Source organism: Micromonospora sp. IBSANI012, from assembly GCF_052814045.1.
The window spans coordinates 3,707,805-3,725,976 of the sequence record NZ_CP199933.1 but is presented as its reverse complement, the minus strand read 5'-3'; the positions used below and the strand labels follow the sequence as shown (position 1 = coordinate 3,725,976).

At 74.5% G+C, this 18,172-nt stretch carries 16 protein-coding genes and 10 tRNA genes; 15 read left to right on the top strand and 11 right to left on the bottom strand.

What is annotated here, in order from left to right:
- Positions 1-68: 68 nt before the first annotated feature.
- Complete coding sequence (locus ACTWM8_RS17190; RefSeq protein ID WP_446209906.1) at positions 69-482, top strand: VOC family protein; 414 nt, start codon at positions 69-71, stop codon at positions 480-482.
- Between the two features lie 161 nt (positions 483-643).
- Here ACTWM8_RS17190 and ACTWM8_RS17185 read toward each other — a convergent pair whose 3' ends face one another.
- Positions 644-1,291: a TetR/AcrR family transcriptional regulator gene (locus ACTWM8_RS17185; RefSeq protein WP_446209905.1), complete on the bottom strand. Its 648-nt coding sequence runs from the start codon at positions 1,289-1,291 to the stop codon at positions 644-646.
- Between the two features lie 87 nt (positions 1,292-1,378).
- Between ACTWM8_RS17185 and ACTWM8_RS17180 the strand changes: the two genes are divergently transcribed.
- Complete coding sequence (locus ACTWM8_RS17180) at positions 1,379-2,074, top strand: NAD(P)-dependent oxidoreductase (RefSeq protein WP_446209904.1); 696 nt, start codon at positions 1,379-1,381, stop codon at positions 2,072-2,074.
- Here the strand turns inward: ACTWM8_RS17180 and ACTWM8_RS17175 are convergent.
- Entirely contained in the window at positions 2,063-2,692 is a 630-nt protein-coding gene (locus ACTWM8_RS17175) for a DUF6058 family natural product biosynthesis protein (RefSeq protein ID WP_446209903.1), read from the bottom strand. The genes ACTWM8_RS17180 and ACTWM8_RS17175 overlap by 12 nt on opposite strands.
- Positions 2,693-3,048: 356 nt before the next feature.
- Here ACTWM8_RS17175 and ACTWM8_RS17170 point away from each other — a divergent pair.
- From ACTWM8_RS17170 to ACTWM8_RS17120, 11 genes are all read left to right on the top strand, one after another.
- Positions 3,049-3,121: transfer RNA gene (locus ACTWM8_RS17170), tRNA-Trp, on the top strand.
- 133 nt (positions 3,122-3,254) lie between these two features.
- A tRNA-Glu gene (locus tag ACTWM8_RS17165) sits at positions 3,255-3,328 on the top strand.
- 14 nt (positions 3,329-3,342) lie between these two features.
- A tRNA-Gly gene (locus ACTWM8_RS17160) sits at positions 3,343-3,414 on the top strand.
- Positions 3,415-3,585: 171 nt separating this feature from the next.
- Positions 3,586-4,785, top strand: a complete 1,200-nt coding sequence (locus ACTWM8_RS17155; protein WP_154936584.1) for an RtcB family protein — start codon at positions 3,586-3,588, stop codon at positions 4,783-4,785.
- Positions 4,786-4,825: 40 nt separating this feature from the next.
- Positions 4,826-4,898, top strand: a tRNA-Arg gene (locus tag ACTWM8_RS17150).
- 35 nt (positions 4,899-4,933) lie between these two features.
- A tRNA-Gln gene (locus tag ACTWM8_RS17145) sits at positions 4,934-5,006 on the top strand.
- A 5-nt stretch (positions 5,007-5,011) separates the two neighbouring features.
- Positions 5,012-5,086, top strand: a tRNA-Leu gene (locus ACTWM8_RS17140).
- A gap of 19 nt (positions 5,087-5,105) precedes the next feature.
- Positions 5,106-5,181 (top strand) — tRNA-Leu (locus ACTWM8_RS17135).
- Positions 5,182-5,189: 8 nt separating this feature from the next.
- Positions 5,190-5,265: transfer RNA gene (locus tag ACTWM8_RS17130), tRNA-Glu, on the top strand.
- 5 nt (positions 5,266-5,270) lie between these two features.
- Positions 5,271-5,343 (top strand) — tRNA-Arg (locus tag ACTWM8_RS17125).
- A gap of 15 nt (positions 5,344-5,358) precedes the next feature.
- Positions 5,359-5,422 (top strand) — tRNA-OTHER (locus tag ACTWM8_RS17120).
- Between the two features lie 68 nt (positions 5,423-5,490).
- Here the strand turns inward: ACTWM8_RS17120 and ACTWM8_RS17115 are convergent.
- The 5 genes from ACTWM8_RS17115 to ACTWM8_RS17095 form a co-directional block, all read right to left on the bottom strand.
- Complete coding sequence (locus tag ACTWM8_RS17115; protein ID WP_446209902.1) at positions 5,491-6,402, bottom strand: Gmad2 immunoglobulin-like domain-containing protein; 912 nt, start codon at positions 6,400-6,402, stop codon at positions 5,491-5,493.
- On the bottom strand, positions 6,399-7,802 hold the full coding sequence (locus tag ACTWM8_RS17110) for an ATP-binding protein (RefSeq protein ID WP_446209901.1): 1,404 nt from the start codon (positions 7,800-7,802) through the stop codon (positions 6,399-6,401). The genes ACTWM8_RS17115 and ACTWM8_RS17110 overlap by 4 nt, the downstream gene beginning before the upstream one ends.
- A gap of 15 nt (positions 7,803-7,817) precedes the next feature.
- On the bottom strand, positions 7,818-8,498 hold the full coding sequence (locus tag ACTWM8_RS17105) for a response regulator (RefSeq protein ID WP_446209900.1): 681 nt from the start codon (positions 8,496-8,498) through the stop codon (positions 7,818-7,820).
- Positions 8,499-8,597: 99 nt separating this feature from the next.
- Positions 8,598-9,206 (bottom strand): AMIN-like domain-containing (lipo)protein, encoded by a 609-nt coding sequence (locus tag ACTWM8_RS17100; RefSeq protein WP_446209899.1) that lies wholly within the window; start codon positions 9,204-9,206, stop codon positions 8,598-8,600.
- Positions 9,207-9,320: 114 nt separating this feature from the next.
- Positions 9,321-10,625: an MFS transporter gene (locus tag ACTWM8_RS17095; protein ID WP_446209898.1), complete on the bottom strand. Its 1,305-nt coding sequence runs from the start codon at positions 10,623-10,625 to the stop codon at positions 9,321-9,323.
- 62 nt (positions 10,626-10,687) lie between these two features.
- Here ACTWM8_RS17095 and ACTWM8_RS17090 point away from each other — a divergent pair, with 62 nt between their 5' ends.
- Positions 10,688-11,689, top strand: coding sequence for an ArsR/SmtB family transcription factor (locus ACTWM8_RS17090; protein ID WP_446209897.1), 1,002 nt, complete (start codon positions 10,688-10,690; stop codon positions 11,687-11,689).
- Between the two features lie 24 nt (positions 11,690-11,713).
- Here the strand turns inward: ACTWM8_RS17090 and ACTWM8_RS17085 are convergent, their stop codons facing one another.
- The 4 genes from ACTWM8_RS17085 to ACTWM8_RS17070 are packed head-to-tail and all read right to left on the bottom strand — an operon-like array spanning position 11,714 to position 16,132.
- Positions 11,714-12,598, bottom strand: a complete 885-nt coding sequence (locus ACTWM8_RS17085; RefSeq protein WP_446209896.1) for an ABC transporter substrate-binding protein — start codon at positions 12,596-12,598, stop codon at positions 11,714-11,716.
- A 56-nt stretch (positions 12,599-12,654) separates the two neighbouring features.
- On the bottom strand, positions 12,655-14,931 hold the full coding sequence (locus ACTWM8_RS17080) for an FtsX-like permease family protein (protein WP_446209895.1): 2,277 nt from the start codon (positions 14,929-14,931) through the stop codon (positions 12,655-12,657).
- Entirely contained in the window at positions 14,928-15,611 is a 684-nt protein-coding gene (locus tag ACTWM8_RS17075) for an ABC transporter ATP-binding protein (RefSeq protein ID WP_154936592.1), read from the bottom strand. Before ACTWM8_RS17075 ends, ACTWM8_RS17080 begins: the two co-directional genes overlap by 4 nt.
- Positions 15,608-16,132 (bottom strand): PadR family transcriptional regulator, encoded by a 525-nt coding sequence (locus tag ACTWM8_RS17070; RefSeq protein ID WP_280836780.1) that lies wholly within the window; start codon positions 16,130-16,132, stop codon positions 15,608-15,610. The genes ACTWM8_RS17075 and ACTWM8_RS17070 overlap by 4 nt, the downstream gene beginning before the upstream one ends.
- A gap of 295 nt (positions 16,133-16,427) precedes the next feature.
- Between ACTWM8_RS17070 and ACTWM8_RS17065 the strand changes: the two genes are divergently transcribed.
- Entirely contained in the window at positions 16,428-18,161 is a 1,734-nt protein-coding gene (locus ACTWM8_RS17065) for a M28 family peptidase (RefSeq protein ID WP_446209894.1), read from the top strand.
- Positions 18,162-18,172: the final 11 nt, after the last annotated feature.

Sequence of the window (18,172 nt, the reverse complement as noted above, 5' to 3'; positions counted from 1 at the left end):
CGGAACCGCACCTTCCGCAATCCCTCGTAGCGTGCGTGGCGAGGAACCGATCGAGGAGAGGAACCACCATGCTGCGAGGCATCGCCACCGTCAGCTTCTGGGCCGACGACCTGCCGGCCGCGAAGACCTGGTACGCGGACCTGCTCGGCGTCGAGCCGTACTTCGAGCGGGCCGGCGCCGACGGGCGGCCCGGGTACTACGAGTTCCGCCTCGGCGACCACCAGCACGAACTCGGCCTGATCGACAGCCGATTCGCCCCGCCCGGCGCGACGACCGGGCCGGGCGGGGCGATCGTCTACTGGCACGTCGACGACCTGCCGGCCACCGTGGCCCGGTTGCTGGCGGCCGGTGCCCGCGAGCACGACCCGGTCCGGGAGCGCGGTGCCGGGTTCGTCACGGCGTCGGTGGTGGACCCGTTCGGAAACGTGCTGGGCGTGATGACCAACCCGCACTACCTCGAGATGCTCGCGAAGCGATCATGACCGAAGGGTGACGGGTGACGGGTGACGGACGAGGCGCTGGCCGGGCTGGCCCGTAACCGGGCCCTCCCCGTCGACCTGCGGGACCGACCTCCACCACCCGGCGGTGGTGGAGGCCGCGGCGGCCAACCCGGCACTGCCGGCGTCGGTGATGCGCCGCCTGCTCACCCCACCGGCAGGGAACGCGATTCCCGGCTGAGCGGGTGCCCCGTCGCGCCGCGCACGGGCGGCCGGAGACGGCCGGACCGGTGCCGGGGCGCCAGCGCCGCGCGCAGTGCCGGACCGAGGATCCGCCGAACGTCGGCGGCGGACAGGCCGGACGCGGCCGAGAGCGGATTGAGGTACCGCGTGTAGATCAGCCCGCCGATCACGGTGACCGCCGCGGTGGCGCGTTCGGTCGCGTCGGGGCCGCCGAGGAATTCAGCGAGCCGGACCAGCACCTCCCGGTCCAGGTACTCGCGCACCAGGCCGAGCAGTTGGTCGTCCGGCGTCGGCTCGTCCGTGGCGGAGGTGTCGTCCCACAGGGTCACCACCGCCTGCAGCAGCCGGTCGGCCAGCCCGGCCGGGTCGCCCGGCAGCGCCTCGGCCAGCGCCCGGGACTGCGCGCAGTGCACCCGCATCACCTCGCCGAACAGGCCCTGCTTGGAACCGAAGTGGTAACTGACGAGGGCCTGGTCGACGCCGGCCGCGGCGGCCACCGCCCGCAGCGTGGAGCCCTGGTAGCCCCGTTCCAGGAACAGCGTCCGCGCCGCCTCCGCGATGCGCGCGCGGGTCGGCGGATTGCCGCGTGGGCGTCCTCGGGATTTATTCATCACCGTTGAACATGCCGCCCTTGACCCGCAGTGTCAACGCGTACCGAGCGACCCGGACCGCCCGGGTCCCGGAGGAGGAGTGGACACATGCGCATCGTCGTCATCGGCGCCAGCGGACCCACCGGCCGGCAGCTCACCGGCCAGGCCCTCGCCGCCGGCCATCACGTCACGGCGGTGAGCCGCCGCCCCCGGGGACTGCCCCGGCACGACCACCTCACCGTGGTGGCCGCCGACGCCACCGACCCCGCCGCGATCGCACCGGCGGTCGCCGGCGCCGACGCCGTGCTCTCCGCGCTCGGCGTCACGCCCAGCCGGAAACCGGTCACCACCTACTCGGCGGCGGCCACCGCCGTCGTCACCGCGATGCGACGCCACGGCGTACGGCGGCTCATGGTGGTCAGCTCCAGCGTGCTGGACCCCGGCTGGCGACCCAGCAACGCGTTCTTCTTCAACCACGTCCTCGACCCGTACGTCAACCGGGTGCTGGTCCGGCAGGTGCACCAGGACATGCGGCGGATGGAGGAGGTGGTCCGGGCCAGCGACCTGGACTGGACGGTCGTCCGCCCGTCCGGCCTCTTCGAACATCCCACGGTCACCGACCATCTCGTCGCCGACGGCAGCGCCGACGGTGTGTTCACCGCCCGGGCCGACCTTGCCGCCGCCATGCTGCGCGAGTTGGACGAGCGGCGCTTCCCGCGCCGGGCGATGGGGGTGGCCACCACCGCCGTGAAGCCCGGCCTGGTCCGGCTCGTCCGCGACGAGGTCCTGCGATCACCCCGCTGAGCCGGCCGGGCCGGGCGCGCACCCGCCGGCCGGCGGCCGGGGAAAGCGCGCCCGCACCGCGTCGACACAGCTGTCCCGGGAGGTCGGGCCGCCGAAGCGCAGCCGGTCGTAGCCGGTGAAGGCCGGCTCCAGCGCGTCCAACTCGTCCACCAGCGCGTGCAGCCGTCGCGCCCACCCCGCGCCGGGCTCCGGCCGGTCCACCGTCGCGCGGATCGCCGCGGTCAGCGCGTCCTTGCGCCGGATCGTCTCCGGTGTCACCGACCGCAGGCACACGTACCGGCCGCTGAGGTAGGCGTCCCACTCCGCCGCGCCCTGTCTCGGGTCAGCCCAGTGCGCGGTGAACCAGGCGCGCAGCGCCGCCGGCCCGCCCGCCCGGTCGGCCAGCGAGAACAGGTCCGCCGGCACCATCTGTGCGCCGTCCGAGCGCAGGTAGCCCGGCAGCGGCAACCGCCGGTCCAGCATCAGCCGGCGTACGGCGTCGACGTCGCGCCCGTGCGCCGCGCAGAGCTCCTCGAGGACGACGAACTGCGCGTCGACGTACGCGTCGTCGGCCGCAGTCATCGGATGGTCCCCGTTGACCTCCCGAAAGCGTTCGGCCACCTGCTCCGCCAGCCCCATCGACGTCCCCTTCCTCGCATCGGGCTGCGACGGTAGCGGCGGAATCGTTCGGCAGCCGCCGAAGGATTCTCGGAATATCCGTTGCGGGCCCCGGGAGGCCTCGCCTACCGTCAATGCCGCAACGTCACACCGATCACTCCGGGGAGCCCGCCGTGCAGCAGCAGACCAGCACCGAGACCACGCGGTCCATGCCGCGCGGCGGTGCCATGCTGCCCGCGGGCGAACGAGCCCGGGGCCTGCTCCAGGGCCGGTGTGGCTGGCGACGAGGGTGGCGGCGCGGATAGCGCCAGCGCGACAGCGCAGCCGCCCACCCCACCGGGGACCGGGCGGCTTTTTCGTCACCCGGCGCCCGTCCGAGGGGTGTAGCTCAACCGGAAGAGCACCGGATTCCAAACCCGACGGTTGCAGGTTCGAGTCCTGTCACCCCTGCCTCATGTCCCGGCACCGCCGGCGACGTCGCTTCTTCTCAACTCCACAGTGGATGGCATGAGTACGAACCCCGGCCGGCGCCGCGAGCGCGTCGGCCGGGGATACGACACGGGGTGCGACCAGCACCCCGCGCGGGCCGTTGGAGCAAGCTGGCAGCTCACCCGGTTCTCAGCCGGGAGGTTACGGGTTCGAGCCCCGTACGGCCTACGTAGTGACGACACGCGGTTGTGGCGCAGTGGTAGCGCGTCGCCTTGCCATGGCGAAGATCGCCGGTTCGAATCCGGCCAGCCGCTCGGAAGCCGCCCGTCCCACACAGGGACACGGGCACGGAGCTGGACACGGGCTGCGCGCTGGGGCGCAGAGAGGCCTTGCAAGCCACTCCCGCCGGGTTCGATTCCCGGGCGGTCCACGAGCTTTCCGCCGCCCCCACCCGGGGCGGCACCCCACGACACCAGGAGACGACGATGGCATTCACCCCGCTGCCGGGGACCCGGGCGCCGGTACGGGTCTGGACCGACCCGTACGGCATCGAGCCGCAGGCCGCGCAGCAGCTGCGCAACATCGGCGCGCTGCCCTGGGTGCAGGGCGTCGCGGTCATGCCCGACGTGCACTTCGGCAAGGGCGCCACGGTCGGCTCCGTCATCGCCATGCGGCAGGCCGTCTCGCCCGCGGCGGTCGGCGTGGACATCGGCTGCGGGATGTCCGCGGTGCGTACCTCGCTCACCGCGGCCGACCTGCCGGACGACCTGGCGCCGCTGCGCGCGGCGATCGAGGCGGCCGTCCCGGTCGGCTTCGCCAAGCGGGCCGACCCGGTCGACCCGCGCCGGATCCGGGGCCTGGAGCAGGCCGGCTGGGACGCCTTCTGGAAGCGGTTCGGCGAGCTGGACCGCCGGGTGGCACAGCTGGAGAGCCGGGCCCAGCACCAGATGGGCACCCTCGGTGGGGGCAACCACTTCATCGAGGTCTGCGTCGAGCAGGGCGGGCCGGACGCCGGCCAGGTCTGGCTGATGCTGCACTCCGGCTCCCGCAACATCGGCAAGGAACTCGCCGAGCGGCACATCGGGGTGGCGCGGAAGCTGCCGCACAACACCGACCTGCCCGACCGCGACCTGGCGGTGTTCCTCGCCGGCACGCCGGAGATGGACGCCTACCGTCGGGACCTCTGGTGGGCGCAGGAGTACGCGCGGCGCAACCGGGCGGTCATGCTGGCGCTGCTCTGCGGCGTGGTCCGGGAGCAGTTCCCGCAGGTCGCCTACGGCGAGCCGATCAGCTGCCACCACAACTACGTGGCGGAGGAGAGCTACGACGGGGTGGACGTGCTGGTGACCCGCAAGGGCGCGATCCGGGCCGGTCGGGGGGACCTGGGGATCATCCCGGGGTCGATGGGCACCGGCTCGTACATCGTGCGCGGCAAGGGGAACCCGGACGCGTACTGCTCGGCGTCGCACGGCGCCGGGCGGCGGATGTCGCGGGGGCAGGCGAAGCGGACGTACAGCACCGCCGACCTGGTCCGGCAGACCGCCGGGGTGGAGTGCCGCAAGGACGCCGGGGTGGTTGACGAGATTCCCGGCGCGTACAAGGACATCACCAAGGTGATGGCGCAGCAGGACGACCTGGTCGAGGTGGTGGCGCACCTCAAGCAGGTGGTCTGCGTGAAGGGTTAGGCCACGACCGGCGTCCGCGGGGGGCGGGCGCCGGTCGTACGCCCCGATGGCTCAGCGGAGAGAGCGCCGGTCTACGAAGCCGAAGATCCCAGGTTCGAATCCTGGTCGGGGCACGGTCCGCATCCCGCACAGCGGGAGCGGAAGCCCATGCGAGCTGGTGCAACAGGCAGCACGCCCGTCTCTGGAACGGGAGGTTGGAAGTTCGAGTCTTCCGCTCGCAGCATGAGCCCTCGTGGCCCAACTGGCAAGAGGCGGCGGCATGAGGTGCCGCAGGTTCCGCGTTCGAATCGCGGCGAGGGCACGAATTGATCAATGGTCAGGCCCGGGTAGCCCAATCAGGCAGGAGGCGCGGTTTTCAGGAAACCGACAGTGTGCGTTCGAATCGCACCCCGGGTACGCGAAATGGCGCGGTGGACGAAGTGGGAGAGTCGCCCGGCTTTCACCCGGGACACGTTGCGGGTTCGAATCCCGTCCGCGCTGCTCATGCCCCCGTGGCGCAGTGGAGAGCGCACCAGATTCCGAATCTGGGGGGCGCTGGTTCGAATCCAGCCGGGGGCACTGCTCCACCAACCCGACCGAGTGCCCGAGTGGCCAGGGGGCAAAACCGTACACACGGGTTCAAATCCCGTCTCGGTCTCGGCTGCCATCCACTTTTATGAGATGTCTCGCAGTCGGGCCGGGAAACGAGCCCGTTTCGTGCCGAGGTCAGGTGGTGGCGGCCAGCAGGACCGGCACGACCACCACGTGGGTCCGGGAGCCGTCGCGGGGTGACACCTCGTACACCTCGACCGTGCCGGGGCCGGCGGTCGCCAACCGGTAGGCGACCCCGCCGCGGTAGTCGCCGCGGCAGCCGCTGCCGCAGGTGGCGGTGGTGAAGCCGGTGCCGACCACCCGGCCGGCGCCGTCGAGGATCCGGATCGAGACGGTCGCCTCGTACACGTCGGCGGTGCCGGCGACGGTGACCGGCCCGGCGACCCGCTGGCCGATCGCCGGCTCGGTGACCACGATCGGCGCCAGCAGGTCGGCGAGGTCGGTGCGGGCCAGCACGACGCCGCTACCGGCGAAGGCCACCCGGCGCACGGTGGGGAACTGGGTGAGCGTCCAGACCACCTGCGCCCGCCGCAACCGCAGCGTCCGGGCGTCGGTGTCGGCGAACGACGGGGGCGGGGCGACGGTGGCGGTGCCCTCGGCTATCCGGACCATCTCGACGCCGGCGGGAACCAGGGTGGCCAGGCCGGCGGCGGCCTCGGCGGACGTGGGTCCGGCGGCCAGTTCCGTCAGCGCCAGCCGCGAGGTGGCGACGGTGGTGGGTCGGGTACGCCGGGTCGGCACCACCACCCCGGCCCGGGTGAACCAGAGCTGCACGGTCACACTGCCGGTGCCGGCCGGCGACGGCGTCCCGGTCCGGGGCGGTGTCACCGGAGCGGTCGACCGGGTGGCGGTGGGCCCGGGGACGCCGGTAGGGGTGCCCGGCGAGGCGGTGGGGGCGGTCACCGGGGCGGTGGCGGTGCCGGGCGCGGCGGCGCGGGGGGCCGGTCCGAGGGTGCCCGAGCGGGCGTCGGCGCAGCCGGCGAGCAGCAGCGCGAGCGCGGCGAGCAGGGCGGGCAGCCGGTTCACGGGTCTCCTCCCGGGTCGGCGTCGGGCGGGGTCACCGGCAGCGCCAGCTGGAACGTGGTGCCGACGCCGGGGGTGCTGCGGACCGTGAGCCGGCCGCCGAGCAGTCGGGCGTTCTCCCGGGCGATGGCCAGGCCGAGCCCGCTGCCCCGACCGGAGCGCGCCGGGTCGGCCTTGTAGAAGCGGTCGAACACGTGCGGCAGGTGCTCGGCGGCGATCCCCGGCCCCTGGTCGCTCACCTCGTACACGAGCAGCGGGCCGGCGCGGGTCACGCTCGCGCGGACCTCGCCGTGGCCGTGCGTGACGGCGTTGCCGACCAGGTTGGCCAGCACCCGTTCCAGCCGGCGCGGGTCGGTGCGCAGGACGGCCTCGTCGCCGGTGACGACGACCCGGCCGGCCCAGCCGTGCGCCGCGACCAGGTCGCGCAGCGGGGCGAGGGCGGTCACCGACGTCAGGCTGACCGCCTCCCGGCCGGCGTCCAGCCGGGAGATCTCCATCAGCTCCTCGACCAGCGTGCGCAGCCGTACCACGTCGGCGACCAGCAGCTCGGCGGCGCGGCGGGAGTCGTCGGGCAGCGTGTCGAGCCGGTCGGCCAGCAGCGAGGCCGCCGCCACCAGGGCGGTGACCGGGGTACGCAGCTCGTGCGCGACGTCGGCGGTGAACCGCCGCTCCCGGGCCTCGGCCCGGGACAGGTCGTCGATCTTCGTCTGGAGCGCCTGCGCCATGTCGTTGAACGCGGCGGCCCAGTCGCTGAACTCGTCCCGGCCGCGCACCGGCAGCCGGGTCGCCAGCAGTCCCTCCGCCACGGCCCGGGCGGCCCGGCTGGCCCGGCCCACCGGTTCGAGGGTGCGCCGGGCCAGGGAGTGCCCGACGCCCGCGGCGAGCGCCACCACCGCCAACCAGCCGACCGCCAGCGCGGTGCGCAGCTGGTCCAGCCCGCCGACCAGGTCGCTCTCGTCGGTGACGGCGTACAGCTCGGCGGTCGAGCCGGGGATCCGTCCGCCGACCACCAGCAGGTGCCGTCCGCCGGTGCCGTCCAGCCGCTCGTAGCCGAGCTGCCCGTCGGCGACGGCGGCCCGCAGTTGCGGGCCGGGGGTGGGGGCGTACGAGGGGTGGGAGGCGCGGGTGTCACCGGCGACCAGCAGCACGTGCCGGCCGCTGCCCTCGAAGCTGGTCAGCAGTTCGGCGCGGCGGGTGTCGGTCAGCGGCACGAACTGCCCGGCCAGGACGAGCTGGTAGCGGGCGTCGGCCGCCGCCCGCTGCACCGAGCCGTCCAGCCGGGCCTGCCGCAGCATCAGGTACGACCCGCCGGCGAGCACCCCGGCGGAGACCCCGGCGACCAGCACGAACGCCACCGTCAACCGGCGGCGGAGCCGACCCGGCGGTACGGCGCCCGTGGCCATCGCGCCATCCTCCCGTCATGCCGTGGCGAGCTTGTAGCCGACCCCGCGCACCGTGCGGACCAGCCGGGGCTCGGCGGGATCGTCCTCCACCTTGGCCCGCAGCCGCTGCACCGCCACGTCGACCAGTCGGGAGTCGCCGAGGTGGGAGTGGTTCCACACCCGGTCCAGCAGCAGCTCGCGGGTGAACACCTGGCCGGGCCGGCGGGCCAGCTCCAACAGCAGTCGGAACTCGGTGGCGGTCAGGGTCAGCTCCCGGCCGGCCTTGCGGACGACGAACCGGTTCGGGTCGATCTCCAGCCCGCCGACGGTCAGGATGGTCTCCTCGACGACGGCGCTGGCCCGGCGCAACCCGGCGCGTACCCGCGCGACGAGCTCCGGCAGGTCGAACGGCTTGCGCAGGTAGTCGTCCGCGCCGCACTCCAGCCCGACGACCACGTCGATGGTGTCGGTGCGCGCGGTGAGCATCAGGATCGGCACCGAGCTGGTGCGCCGGATCTCCCGGCACACCTCCAGCCCGTCGAGGCCGGGCAGCATCACGTCGAGGACCACCAGGTCGACCGGCTGGGCCCGCCAGGCGGCCAGCGCGGCGCGGCCGTCGACCGCGGTGCTGACCCGGAAGCCGGCCCGCCGCAGACCGAGGGCGGTGACCTCCCTGATGGAGGCATCGTCCTCGACCAGCAGCACGCGGCCGTCCATGACGCCCTCAGGGTAGCCCCGGGAGGTCATCGGACGGTCCTGCCGCAACGGCCGGTGACGGGGGGCCGGTCGACGCCGGACCCCCGCCCCGACGGCTGGTCATTCCTGCCACTGGTGCGCGACGTCCAGCACGATCCGGCTGTGCGTGCCGGGGCCGGCGAGCACGAACACCCGGAACGGCAGCCGGGCCCGCACCCCGACGGCGAAGGTGGTGTAGCCCTCGAAGCTGCCGCCGAAGACGACGTCGCGCAGCGTCGAGTAGCGCAGCACGTTCGCGGCGTGCTCGCCGACCCGGTACGGGACGGTGGCGACGTGCTGGTCGTTGTACGCCGGCGCCCGCAGCGACACCCGCAGCAGCGCGTCCCCGGCGGTGTACGGCGACAGCGCCAGCCCCTCGCCCTCGGTCCAGGTCTCGCCGTAGGCGACCGAGTAGCCGCTCACCGGGCCGGCGAACTCGAACACCACCCGGTCGTAGCAGTCGTGCCGACCGGTACGCACCTGGGTCAGCGGGGCGCTGCTGAGCGGGCCGGTCGTCTTCTCCAGGCTGCCCCAGGTGATCCCGCAGTACGGCGCGCCGGTGACCGCCCGGGGCGCGACCTGCGTGCCGGTGGTCGTGGGCCGCGCCCCCGCGGTGGCCGCCGTGGCGGCGGTGAGCAGGACGGCGAGCATGACTGCCGCCACCGCCCCCAGTGTCCTCTTGGATCGCATGGTGTCCTCCCTGCCTGTTCCGTCCCGGCCCGTTCGGTGGACCGGTTCGGGTTCGACGGTCGGGCCGATCCGCCACAGCCGTCCCACCGGGGCGTAACAGCGGGGTAACAGTCCTCAACGGCCGGTCCGGGCCGGCGGTGCGGAGGCGTCCGCCACGGTCGCCGGGCCCTGCGGTGACGCCAGCGTCGGCGGCTCGGCGAGGGCGCGCAGCGGGGAGCAGAAGATCGGCAGCCAGGTCAGCGCGGCACCCGCGGCGCCGAGCCAGAGCGCCGTGCGGACACCGGCGTACTGGCCGAGCAGGCCGGAGAGGGCGGCGCCGACCGCGATCGCGCCGAACAGCAGGAAGCGGAACACCGCGTTCATCCGCCCGAGCAGCGCGTCCGGGGTGCAGCGCTGGCGCAGGCTCACCCCGATGACGTTGCCGATCCCGGTGCGCCAGGCGATGGCCAGCCAGCCGAACCCGGCCAGCCAGAGCGCCGGACCGGTGTCCAGCAGCGGCACCAGCGCGCCCAGCGGCGCCACGATCAGCCCGGGCAGCCAGAGCGCCCGACCGTGGCCGATCCGGTCCGCCAGCGGCCGGGCGGTCACCGCACCGAGCAGCGCCCCGACACCGCCGGCGCCGAGGAACAGCCCGAGCTCCCCGGCGCCGAGCCCCAGCTCGCGGAGGAAGACCACCGGCAGCATGGTGGTCATCAGGTTGACCGTGAGGTTGATGCTCGCCAGCGAGAGCACCAGCGGCCGCAGCAGCGGGTTGCCCAGCACGTGCCGTACCCCCTCGGCGAGTTGGCGGCCGAAGCCGTCGCGCCGGCCGGCCTGCCGCGCCGGCGCGGCGTCCGGTCGCAGCCGGGCCAGGACCAGCGCGGAGACCAGGTACGCGAGGGCGTTGAGCACCAATGCCACCGGCGCGCTGAGCAGCTGCACCAGGAATCCGCCGAGGGCCCGCCCACCGATCTGGATGGTCGCGCCGGTGCTCACCAGCAGCGAGTTCGCCGCCACCAGCCGCTCCCGGCCGACCACCGCCGGCAGGTAGCTCTGCTCGGCGACGTCGAAGAAGACCGTGCCGGCCCCGGCGAGCAGGACCACGAGGTAGAGCTGCCCGATGGTCAGCCAACCGGCCCACCAGGCCACCGGGACCGAGGCGAACAGCACGGACCGGACGAGATCCGCGAAGATCATGACGGTCCGGCGGTCGGCCCGGTCCACCCACACCCCGGCCGGTAGGCCGATCAGCAGGAAGGCCGCGGTGCCGAGCACGCCCAGCAGGCCCACCTGCCCGGGGGTGGCGCGCAGGACGTCGACGGCGAGCACCGGGACGGCCAGCAGGGCCACCTGCTGGCCGATGCCACCGACGACGCTGACGGCGTACAACTGACGGAAGGCGCGGGACCAGCGGGCGGTCGGGCGCGGGTCGGTGATCATGCCGGTCACGGTGCCCGGACGCCCGGTCCGGGGTCGATGAATTCGGCCCAGGGCAAATCCGCGTGCGACGAAAGGACGGGGGTCGAGGGGTGCTGCGCGCCGCGCTGTCGGTGGCGGACCTGGCCAACACCAGGTTCGCCGTGTCGCCGCTGTGGGAGGTGGTGGCCAGCGTACGGATCGTCAAGAACCCGGCCGGCTTTCCCGCGCACCTGCCCTGGGCGCGCCAGGTGGTGCCCCGGCTGGCGGCGGTGCGGTGGGGGCTCCTGGCCGACCTGGTGCCGGTCCCCACCGTGGTGATCCCGTCGTTCGTCTGTCCACCGCCGACCACCACCGGGCCCACCCTCGACCTGGAGCTGGCCGCGCTGGCCGCGACCCCGCCGGAGGCGGTCCGCGCCTGCCTCGACCGGGATCCGGTGCCGCGCACGTCCCGGACGGCCGCCCTACGCGCGGACCCGGAGGCCGGGCTGGCCGACCTCGCCGCGCAGATCCGCGCCTACGCCGACGTCGCGCTCGCCCCGTACTGGCCGCGGATGCGGACCCTGCTGGAGCGGGAGGTGCTGCTCGGCGCCCGGCGGATGGCCGTCGACGGGGTGCGGGGCCTGCTCAACCACCTCGACCGCTACGTCTCCTGGGACGACGGCACGCTCCTGGTCGAGCACCTGACGACCTCCGGGTCGGTGCGGCTGGACGGTCGCGGAGTGCTGCTGGTGCCGTCGGTCTTCACCTGGCCGCGGCCGTTCTCGAACCTGGTGGAGGCGTCCGGGCAGCCGACCCTGCGCTACCCGGCGGGGGCGGTGGCGACGCTCTGGGAACGCGCCGCGCTGCCGCCGGGGGAGGCGTTGAGCCGGGTGCTGGGCCGTACCCGGGCCATGCTGCTGCACGAGCTGGCCGTGCCGTCCTCGACGACCGAGCTGGCGAGCCGCTGCGGGCTGGCCCCCGGCACGGTCTCGCAGCACCTCACCGCGCTGCGGGACGCGGGTCTGGTGGGCACGCACCGGGTCGGCCGGTTCCTGCTCTACGCGCGGACCACCTCGGCGGAGGCGCTGCTCGCGGGGGCGGGCTGACCGGGGGTCGCGCCGGCCGGGCCGTCAGGCCACCCGGGCCACCGCGCCGGCGGGTGGGTCGGGCACCGCGTCGGGGTGCAGGACGGCGGCGATCGCCTCGACGCCGTCGACCAGACGCGGGCCGGGGCGGACGACCAGTCCGTCGGCGTCGACCGCCCAGACCGGCGTGCCCGGGAAGTGCTCCGCCACCGCCTCGGCCTGGCCGACCGCGCCGTCGAGGCGGAAACCGCAGGGCGTGACCAGCACGACCTGCGGTGCCGCGGCACGCAGCTCGGACCAGGGCACCTGCACCGAGCGGGCGCCGGGGCGGGTGGCCACCGGCTCGCCGCCGGCGGCGCGTACCAGGTCGGGGATCCAGTGCCCGGCGGTGAACGGCGGGTCGGTCCACTCGACCACCGCCACCCGGGGCCGCGGCCGGTCGCCGACCGCCGCCGCGACCGCCGCGAGCCGGTCGCGTAGACCGTCCACCAGCGCCCGCGCCCGCTCCGGTACGCCGGCGGCGTCGCCCACCGCGAGGATGCTCGCCAGCACCTCGTCCAGGGTGTACGGGTCGAGCGAGAGCACGTCGGCGCGGCAGCCCAGGTGGTCGAGGGCGTCGGCGACGTGCCCGGAGGGCAGGGCGCAGACCCGGCACAGGTCCTGGGTGAGGATCAGCTCGGGGTCCAGCCCGGCGAGCGCGTCGGCGTGCAGGGTGTAGAGGTCGGCCCCGGCGGCGAGCCGGGCCCGGACGTGCGCGTCGATCTCGCCCGGGGTCATCCCCCGGGTGTCCGTGCCGCCCACGACCACGGTCTTGCCGGCCCGGTCGGCGGCCGGCACCTCGCATTCGAAGGTCACCCCGACCAGGTCCCCGCCGAGGCCGAGGGCGTAGACGATCTCGGTCGCGGAGGGCAGCAGGGAGACCAGGCGCATGGCCCCATCCTGCCCTGGGCCGCCCGCGCGGCGCGGTGCGGCCCCGGGGGAGGCGGTCACTCGGTACGCAGCCCGTCCGGCCGGGTCAGCCGGAACAGCACGGGCAGGCTCAGCCCGGTGACCAGCAGCACGGTCAGCGCGCCGAGCGCGACGGAGAGCCCGACGACGGGCCACGCCACCGTCACCGGGGCCTGCACCATGCGCAGCAGCGCGGCGCCGAGGCCGAGCCCGAAGACCACCGCGAGCGCCAGCCCGACCAGCACGGGCACCGCGGTCTGCCAGAGCACCGACCAGCCGAGGGTGGTACGGCGGGTGCCGACGGCGACCAGCATGGCCAGCAGCCGGCGGCGTTCCCGTAGCTGTTCCAGGGTGCCGACGAGCATGCTCGCGGCGATCAGCAGCAGGGTGACCATCACGCCGATGTAGAGGCCGCGCCGGACGTCGGCGAACCGGTCGCTCTCCCTGACCGCGGTGAGCGTGGTGACCGCCATGGTCGGGTCGATCGTCGCGGCGGCGTTGCGGACGTGCTCCACCGCGTCCGGCGCGTCCGGGTCGAGCCGGAGGAACACCTCGCCGCGCAGCTCGCCCAGGCTCGCCCCGGCCAGCGCGGCCGGGGTGATCAGCACCTCCCGCTGCTCCCATCCCGCCGGGGTGGGCCGGGACGGGACGTGGCGGGCGTCGGCCGGCACCCGCCACCGTGCCGCCCCGTCGACGGTCAGCGTCGCGCCCGGCGCGACGGCGGCCGCCTCCGGCGCCTGGACCAGGAAGACGTCGCCGTCGGCGCAGCGGTCGAGCCGGGCGAACTCGGCCAGCGCGGCGCAGTCGCCGACGCGCAACTGCACCAGGTCGCCGGCGTCGGCCACCGTGGTCAGGGTGCTGATCGCGCCGCTGACCCCGGCGGCGGTGACCAACCGGTGGACCGCCGCGGCGGTGTCCGGGCCGGCCGGCAGCTGTACCTGGACCTGCGCCCGGGAGGTGTCCTGCCCGGTCGCGGTGGTGAACTCCCGGGCCACCCCGGCGAAGAGCATCTGCAGCCCGATGGTGCCGGCCACCGCCACGGCGATTCCGTTGACCAGCCGGGCGGAGGTGGCGCTGTCCAGCTGCATCCGCCGCACCGCGAGCTGCCAGCCGACCGGCCCGCCGCGCAGCCGGCGGACCAGCAGCTCCGTCGCCCAGGGCAGCAGGGTGACCGTGCCGACGAGCAGCAGCACGGCGCCCGCCGCCACCTGGTAGCGGGTGGTGGCGGAGCCGTCGTCCCGGATGCCGGTGAGCGGGTAGAGCAGGGCGAGCCCGACGGCGGGCAGCAGCAGCCGCCACCACAGCCGACGGCGCGCCGGCACGCCGCGCCGGGTCACCCCGAGCGGCTCCACCACGACCGCGCGCAGCGCCACCATGGACACCAGCACGGCCAGCGTCGGCACGGCGACGGCGACGACCGCCACCAGCGGCAGGGGCGGGCGCACGTCCGAGGCGTACACGCTGAGGTCGAAGAGGGTGACCAGCGGAACGAGCTGGCGGCCGAGGGCGAACAGCGCGCCCCCGACGGCGACCCCGAGCAGCGCGCCGGCGGCGGCCTCGCCGGCGGCGATCCGCCGGATCATCACCGCGTCCGCGCCGACCAGGCGCAGCGCGGCCAGGCGCCGGTCGCGGCGCTCGCCGCCGAAGCGCACCGCGGCGCCGAGGAAGACCGCGATGGGCAGCAGGAGCACCACGAAGATGACCGCGACGAGCAGGATCAGTACCGGTTCGAAGCCCTCCCCGGGCAGCCCGCCGCCGAAGCGGTCCAGCCGAGTGGCGCCCCGGTCGGTGCTCAGCCGGTCGTCGCCAGCGAAGAAGGCGAACTCGCCGGGGCCGGCCAGACCGTCGTCGGCGATGGTGCCGGTGGCCCGGGCCCCGCCCAGGCGGGGCGCGAAGAGCGCGCCGTCGGGGGAGTCGAGCAGGTCCCGCAGGGCGGGGGAGACCACCGCCTCGCCGGGCGCGGGCAGCCGGGTCAACCCCGGCGGGACGGGCGCGTCGGGTCCCTCCGGACGCACCAGCCGGCCGCGCACCGGGCGGCCCCGGAACTCGGTCTCCACCATGGACACCAGCAGCGTGTTCGCCGCCGGCGCCAGCTCCTGGCCCATCCGCAGGTCGTCGCGGGCGTCGCCGCGCGCCTGGCGGGCGTCCAGCGCGCCGGGCACCGACGCGGCGAGCAGCAGCAGCGCCACCCCGATGCCGACGCCGAGCGCGGTGAGCACCGCGCGGGTCCACCCGTCGCGGCCGCCGCCGACCGCCATCCGGGCGCCCATCGTCAGGTCGGCCGCCCCGCCCCGGAAGCGTCGCGCCGCGCTCACGCGACCGCCTCGAGATCGCGGGTGCGGCCGTCGCGCACCACGACCTCCCGATCGGAGTACGCGGCCACCCGCGCCTCGTGGGTCACCAGCACCACGGCCGCGCCGGTCTCCCGGGCGGCCCCGGTGAGCAGCCGCATCACCCGTTCGCCGTTGAGCGAGTCCAGCGCGCCGGTCGGCTCGTCGGCGAAGACCACCCGGGGCCGGCCGACCAGCGCCCGGGCCACCGCGACCCGCTGCCCCTGGCCGCCGGAGACCTCGGCGGGCCGCTTGCCCGCCACCTCGGCCACCTCGACCCGGGTGAGCCAGTCCAGCGCCCGGCGCTCGGCCTCCCGGCGGCCGACCCGGGCCAGCCGCAGCGGCAGCGCCACGTTCTCCAGGCAGGTCAGCTCGGGCACCAGCTGGCCGAACTGGAACACGAACCCGAAGCTCTCCCGGCGCAGGGCGCTGCGCTCGGCGTCGGACAGCTCGGCCAGGTCCCGCCCGTCATAGCGGACCCGACCGCCGTCCGGGCGGACGATGCCGGCGAGGCAGTGCAGCAGGGTCGACTTGCCGGAACCGGAGGAGCCCATCACGGCCACCACCTCGCCGGGGTCGACGCGCAGCGACGCGCCGGCCAGCGCCACGGTGGCGCCGAAGCGACGGTGCAGGTCCTCGGCGGCCAGCAGCGGGGTCGGGTTCACTTGCGCACCTCCGCGGCCAGCTCGTCGAGGCGGGCGGCGGTCAGCTCCAGCCAGCGCAGGTCCGCCTCCAGGTGGAACAGGGCGTGGTCGCAGATCAGCTGCTCGGCGAGGTCGCCGTCGCGCTTGCGGCGGGTGAGCTCCCGCATCAGCCGCAGGTGCTCGGCGCGCTGCACGTCGAGCAGGTCGGCCGCGCCGCGGTCGGTCAGCAGCGCCAGCACCACCTTGGTGTAGAGGGTGCTCTGCAGGTAGGGCTCGGGCTTCTCCGGCGTGGCCAGCCAACGCTGGACGTCGGTCACCCCCGCCTCGGTGATCGCGTACCGCTTGCGATCGGGGCCCTCGCCGGGCTCGACCGCCTCCACCTGGACCAGGCCGCTGCGCAGCAGCCGGGACAGGGTCGCGTAGACCTGGCCGTAGGCCAGCGGGCGGGCGTGGCCGAAGCGCTCGTCGTAGAGGCGTTTGATGTCGTAGCCGTGCCGGGGAGTCTCCTCCAGCAGGCCGAGGAAGGTCTGACCGATGGACATGGCGGCGACTATACACACCGAGTATACGCGTGGTGTGTACGCGGGGTGGCTACTCGGCTGGCGGCGGCGTCACCGCAGGTCGCCGGGGCTTTCCTGGCGCGGGGGTGGGACGTGCCGGTCGACGGGCCGGGATTGTGACACCGTTCGGCCGGTTGACCGGGAGATTGATACATGTCAGTGTTTCATTCCCCGGCGTGACCGCCGCGACCTCACCCCCGGGCCGCGAGATCCCACACCCCGACCTGACCCGCGCCAGGGATCCGGGCACGCCCGCCGACCCCCACGAGGAGTTCGCATGAGACGTAGCACGCCGACGAAGGGCCTCGCCCTCGCCGTCTTCGCCGCCGTGACGATGACGCTGGCCGCGCAGCCGGCCACGGCGGTCCCGCCGGCCGCCGCCCCGCTCGCCGCCCTCGCGGCGCCGGACATCTCGGTGACCAACGTCCAGGCCCACCTGACCCAGCTCAACAGCATCGCCACCAGCAACGGCGGCACCCGGCGGGCCGGCTCCGCCGGCTACACCGCGTCGGTGAACTACCTCAAGACCAGGCTCCAGACCGCCGGCTACACGGTCAGCGAGCAGTACTGCTCCTCCTGCACGTACCCGTCGAACAACCTGATCGCCGAGTGGCCGCAGGGCCCAGCCGACCAGGTCGTCATGTTCGGCGCGCACCTGGACAGCGTCTCCGCCGGCCCGGGCATCAACGACAACGGCTCCGGCTCGGCCACCCTGCTGGAGAACGCGCTGGTGCTGGCCCAGCAGAACCCGTCAATGACCAAGCGGGTCCGCTTCGCCTGGTGGACCGACGAGGAGCAGGGCCTCAACGGCTCGGAGTTCTACGTCAACTCGCTCAACGCCACCCAGCGCGGCTACATCAAGGGCTACTACAACTTCGACATGGTCGGCTCGACCAACGGCGGCTACTTCATCAACCGGCTCACCTCCACCACCGCCGCGCCGCTCAAGGCGTACTGGGACTCGCTGGGCCTGCAGCCGGAGGAGAACGTCGAGGGACAGGGCCGCTCCGACGACTACTCGTTCCAGCAGGGCGGCATCCCCACCTCCGGGTACGCCGCCGGCGCCAGCGCCCGCAAGACCAGCGCCCAGGCGACCAAGTGGGGCGGCACCGCCAACGCCGCGTACGACCCCTGCTACCACCGCTCCTGCGACACCACCAGCAACATCAGCGCGACCGTGCTCAACCGCAGCGCCGACGGCGTCGCGTATGCCATCTGGCAGCTCGCGGTCGGCACCGGCACCCCGACCAACAACTTCTCGGTGTCGGTGAGCCCGACCTCCGGCAGCGTGGCCCGGGGCGCGTCCACCACCGCCACCGTCAGCACCGCCACCACCAGCGGCAGCCCGCAGACGGTGGCGCTCTCCGCGACCGGCGCGCCCAGCGGCGTGACGGTGTCGTTCAGTCCCGCGTCGGTCACCTCCGGCGGCTCCGCCACGATGACCGTCAGCGCCTCGTCGACCGCGACCACCGGCACCTTCACCATCACGGTCACCGGCACCGGGTCGGTCACCCGCACCGCCACCTACAGCCTCACCGTGACCGGCACCGGCGGGTGCGCCGGCGGCCAGGTGATCGGCAACGGTGGCTTCGAGTCCGGCACCACCCCGTGGACCGCCACCTCGGGCGTGATCACCAACTCGGCCAGCCAGCCGGCCCGCACCGGGTCGTACAAGGCGTGGCTCGACGGCTACGGCAGCACCCACACCGACACGCTGTCCCAGTCGGTGACCGTGCCGGCCGGGTGCTCGACGTACACCCTCGCCTTCTACCTGCACATCGACACCGCCGAGACCACCACCGGCACCGCGTACGACAAGCTGACCGTGCAGGTCGGCACCGCCACCCTGGCGACGTACTCCAACCTCAACGCCGCCAGCGGCTACGTGCTGCGCTCGTTCAACGTGGGCGCGTACGCCGGCCAGACCGTCACCCTCAAGTTCACCGGGACCGAGGACTCGTCGCTGCAGACCAGCTTCGTCATCGACGACGTGACCCTGCAGGCGAGCTGACCGACCGGGGG